This window comes from Kribbella sp. (assembly GCF_035655035.1).
In the GTDB taxonomy this organism is placed as follows: domain Bacteria; phylum Actinomycetota; class Actinomycetes; order Propionibacteriales; family Kribbellaceae; genus Kribbella.
In genome coordinates this window covers 1-4,308 of record NZ_DASRVN010000281.1, presented here as the reverse complement: position 1 = coordinate 4,308, position 4,308 = coordinate 1, and the positions used below count along the sequence as shown (strand labels likewise).

At 69.1% G+C, this 4,308-nt stretch carries 4 protein-coding genes; 1 reads left to right on the top strand and 3 read right to left on the bottom strand.

Annotated features, from left to right (window positions below; genetic code table 11):
* Together VFF46_RS16295 and VFF46_RS16290 are read right to left on the bottom strand one after the other, a co-directional pair.
* Positions 1 to 1,587, bottom strand: a 1,587-nt coding sequence (locus VFF46_RS16295) for an ABC transporter ATP-binding protein (RefSeq protein ID WP_325037965.1), incomplete at its 3' end; no start/stop codon positions are given.
* 311 nt (positions 1,588 to 1,898) lie between these two features.
* Positions 1,899 to 2,666 carry an SDR family NAD(P)-dependent oxidoreductase gene (locus VFF46_RS16290; RefSeq protein WP_325037964.1) on the bottom strand — a complete coding sequence of 256 codons (768 nt, stop codon included), beginning with the start codon at positions 2,664 to 2,666 and terminating at the stop codon, positions 1,899 to 1,901.
* An 80-nt stretch (positions 2,667 to 2,746) separates the two neighbouring features.
* Between VFF46_RS16290 and VFF46_RS16285 the strand changes: the two genes are divergently transcribed.
* Positions 2,747 to 3,286 carry a GNAT family N-acetyltransferase gene (locus VFF46_RS16285; protein ID WP_325037963.1) on the top strand — a complete coding sequence of 180 codons (540 nt, stop codon included), beginning with the start codon at positions 2,747 to 2,749 and terminating at the stop codon, positions 3,284 to 3,286.
* Between the two features lie 97 nt (positions 3,287 to 3,383).
* Here the strand turns inward: VFF46_RS16285 and VFF46_RS16280 are convergent, their stop codons facing one another.
* Positions 3,384 to 4,199: a bifunctional allantoicase/(S)-ureidoglycine aminohydrolase gene (locus VFF46_RS16280; protein ID WP_325037962.1), complete on the bottom strand. Its 816-nt coding sequence runs from the start codon at positions 4,197 to 4,199 to the stop codon at positions 3,384 to 3,386.
* Positions 4,200 to 4,308: the final 109 nt, after the last annotated feature.

Genomic DNA, 4,308 nt, shown 5'->3' with positions numbered 1-4,308 from the left:
GTGGTCGTGGGTTATGAGGATTGTGGTTCGGGTGGTGGGGAGGGATTGGATGAGGTGGTGGGCTGTGGGGGCGTCGAGGCCGGTGGTTGGTTCGTCCAAGAGGAGGACTGGGGTGTTGCGGAGGAGGGCTCTGGCTAGGGTCAGGCGTTTCAGTTGGCCGCCGGAGAGGGTGGGGGACGATGGGGTGAGTGGGGTGTCGTAGCCGTCGGGTAGGGCGGTGATGAAGTCGTGGGCGTGCGCGGTTCGGGCGGCGGCGATGAGCTCGTCTGGTGTGGCGTCGGGGCGGCCGTACGTCAGGTTGGTGCGGATCGTGCCGGGGAGGATGACGGTCTGCTGTGGGAGGAGCGTCACGATGTCGCGCACGCGCCGTACCTGCAGGGACTTCAGCGGTACGCCGTCCAGCCGGATCTCGCCGGCGGTCGGGTCCTGGAAGCGGAGCAGGAGCTTCGCGATCGTCGACTTGCCGATGCCGCTCGGTCCGGTGAGTACGACGAACTCGCCGGGCTCCACGGTCAGCCGGAAGTCCGTCAGCACGTCCACGTCCCGGTAGCGGAACCCGACCCGGTCGAACTCGACCCGCCCGCGCACCTGCACCAGCTCGACCGGGTGCACCGGGTCCGTGATCGCCGGCTCGGCGGACAGCAGTTCGTCAAGCCGCTCGGTCGCGGCGGTAGCGGCGGTCGCGGTCAGGTTGAGCTCGCCGAGACTGCGCAGCGGCGGGTACAGGTATCCGAGGAACGCCGCGAACGACAGCAACGCCCCGAGCGTCATCCGCCCGCGCGAGATCTCCCACACGCCCAGCCCGATCACCCCGAGCACGCACAGGGTTTCCAGTACTTCGACGACCTGCTCGTACAGCTCACTCCGCCGCGCGCCGCCCACCGACGCCCGCATCCACGCGACCGCCTCGCGATCCAGCCGCCGCTCCTCGGCCGGCGACCGGTTGTACGCCTGGGTGAGCTCGATCGCGCCGAGCGACTCCTCCAGTACCGACGTGATCGCGCCGTCCGCCACCCGTTCGGACCGCGCGAACCGCCGGATCGGGCCGGAGAACACCTTCGCCGCCAGCCACAACAGCGGAGCCAGTACGAACGTGACCAGCGCAAGGTCCCACCGCAACCAGAACGCCGCGGCCGAGAACAGTACGACGCGAAACACCGCCGACAGCACGCCGATCGTCGACGACACCACCAGCTGCTCGATCGCCTCGACGTCACCGCTCAGCCGCTCGACCAGATCGCCCCGCCGGTACCGCCGGAAGAAGTCCGGCGACAGCTCCTGCACCTGCGCGAACACGTGCGCCCGCAGTCGTCGTACGAACCGTTCGCCGCTCCAGAACGCCAGCGAGTTCCCGGCGTACCCGATGATCGCGCCGACGACCGCGACCGCCAGCCACGCGGTCGCCGGATGCCAGAACGCGCGCAGCGAACCCTGCTCGAGTGCGTGATCGGTCAGGTTCCCGAAGAGCAGGATCGCGATGGTCTCGCAGACCGCCGCGGCGATCACGCAGCAACACACCAGCACGTACCAGCGCCGGTCGCCGCGCGTCAGCGGCCAGAACGTTCTGAATGCCTGCCGGATCGTCATACCGTCTCCCGTCGGACACGCCGATGGGGCCTGCGGAATCACAGGCCCCATCGTCGGAGAACTAGCGCGTGACCGGCCGGCGGCGCGGCGCCTTCTTCGCGGGCTTCTGGTGGCAGGCACCCGGCTTCGGGCCCTGGTGCTTCTTCGGGAGCGGGGCGAGCTTCTTCAGGCTCATGAGATTCTCCTTCGGGTTGGTTTGTTGCCGCGATCAACCGCTTGCGACAACCCCGAAGTTAGCCAGCAGGCCTGACGAAACCCTCCACCCTTCCTGGCAAGCCCATCCGAACCCAAGCTCCGTCGAAATTAGTTGCCTACGGCGTCAGCTGGCCGCCGTTGATCTCGATGATCTGCCCGGTGACGTACGACGCCATCCGCTCGGAGGCGAGGAACAGGATCGTCCCCACGCACTCGTGCGGCGTACCCGTGCGGCCCATCGGGATCGTCGCGAGCATCGCCTGCAGCTGCGCGTCGCCGGTGTGCCGATCGTGGAACGGGGTCTTGATCACGCCGGGCGCGATCGCGTTCACCCGGATCCCGTCCGGCGCGAGCTCCTTGGCCAGACCGCGGGTGAACGTACTCACCGCACCCTTCGACGTGGCATAGACCACCGACCCACCCGCACCACCGGTCCGCCCGGCGATCGACGTGACGTTGATGATCGACCCGCCGCCCTGCTCCTTGAACACCGGCACGATCCGCCGGCTGAGCGCGAACACCGAGGTCAGGTTGACGTCCAGGATCCGGTGGAACTCCTCGTCCGGTACGTCGGCGATCGCCGACCGGTGCACCAGGTCGCCCGCGTTGTTCACGAGTACGTCGATCCGCCCGTGCTGCGCGAGCACCTCGTCCACGAACGCGTCCGCCGCCTTCGAATCAGCCAGATCCGCCTGATGCAACGACGCCGTACCACCAGCGGTCTGCACCGCCCCGACGGTGTGCTTCGCCCCCTCCTCGTTCCGGTGGTAATGCAGCGCCACGGTGGCCCCGCTCTCCGCGAATCCCACCGCCGCCGCAGCCCCGATCCCACTACTGGCCCCGGTAACCACCACGACCTGATCCCTGAAATCCACATATCCCATACGCCTTATCCTCTCCCGTCGGCGAGCTGAACGCGCCGTGCGGTGGGTTGGTGGGGTGGGGGCGGGGGTATTTTCGATGGATGGGATACGTGCTCGGGGAGCTCGGGCTTCGGCGGTGGCGGACTGGTGATGCGTTGCGGCTGGCGGCGGCGCATGACGATCCGGCGATGGTGGACCAGGGCGGGATCGTGGATCGGGCGTCCGCGGTGGACTGGATCGGGCGGGTCGCGGACCTGGACAACGGGCATGTGTACGCGGTGGCGGATGCGGACGACCATCCGATCGGGTGCGTGGCGGTGACGAACATCGATCGGCACCGGGTCGGGTGGACCTGGTACTGGACGCTCGCCGACGTCCGCGGGAAAGGGGTTGCCCGGGACGCCCTGCGCGCTCTCGCCGGCTGGGCGCACCACGAGGCGGGGTTGTACCGCCTGGAGCTCGGTCACCAGCTCGGCAACCAGGCCGGCTGCTCGGTCGCCGCCGGCGCGGGCTTCCTCTCCGAGGGCATCGAACGCCAGCGCCTCGCCTTCGACGGCACCCGGTACGACGTGGAACGCCACGCCCGCCTGGTCACCGACCCGCTGACCCCACCCGCCCGCCCGGTCCGCATCGCCGGCTGAACGCGGCGGCTGGACAGTACGTATACGTCCACGACAGCCGACCGCAGGCGTACGCACGCCCGCAGTGGTCGTATACGTACTGTCGACCTGCCGACCCTCAGAGGGTGAGCTTGGGGTGGCGGTTGACGTCCTTGTAGAGGAGGTACCGGAAGCGGCCGGGGCCGCCGGCGTAGCAGGCCTGGGGGCAGAAGGCGCGCAGCCACATGAAGTCGCCCTCCTGGACCTCGACCCAGTCCTTGTTCAGCAGGTAGATCGCCTTGCCCTCCAGCACGTACAGCCCGTGCTCCATCACGTGCGTCTCCGGGAACGGGATCACCCCGCCCGGCTCGAACGTCACGATGTTCACGTGCATGTCGTGCCGGACGTCGTCCGGGTCCACGAACCGCTGCGTCTGCCAGGCGCCGTTCGTGTCCGGCATCTCCCGGCCCTCGACGTCCGCCTCGTTGGTGACCAGCGCGGGCGGTACGTCGATCCCCTCGACCCGCTCGTACGCCTTCCGCACCAGGTGGAACGTGGTCGGCGCGTCGCTCGTGTTCCGCACCGTCCAGTCCCCGCCCGGCGGCAGGTACGCGTACCCGCCGGGCGTCAGCGTGTGCTTCTCCCCCGCGACGGTCAGCACAATGTTGCCTGAGACAACAAACAGCACGGCCTCGGCCCCCGGGTCGGTCTCCGGCTTGTCACTGCCGCCACCAGGCGCGACCTCGACGATGTACTGCGAGAACGTCTCCGCGAACCCGGACAGCGGCCGCGCGATCACCCACAACCGGGTGTCGTCCCAGAACGGCAGCCGGCTGGTGACGATGTCGGTCATCGTCCCGCGCGGCAGCACGGCGTACGCCTCGGTGAAGACCGCGCGGTCGGTGGTCAGGTCGGTCTGCGGCGGCAGGCCGCCCTTCGGGGCATAGAAGCTCATCGTTCTCCTCGGGTCAGCAGGCGGCCGCGCGGGTCGGCGGCGAGGTCGACGGGTACGCCGTGCAGCCAGGTGCTCCGGACGACACCGGTCAGGGTGCGGCCGTCGTACG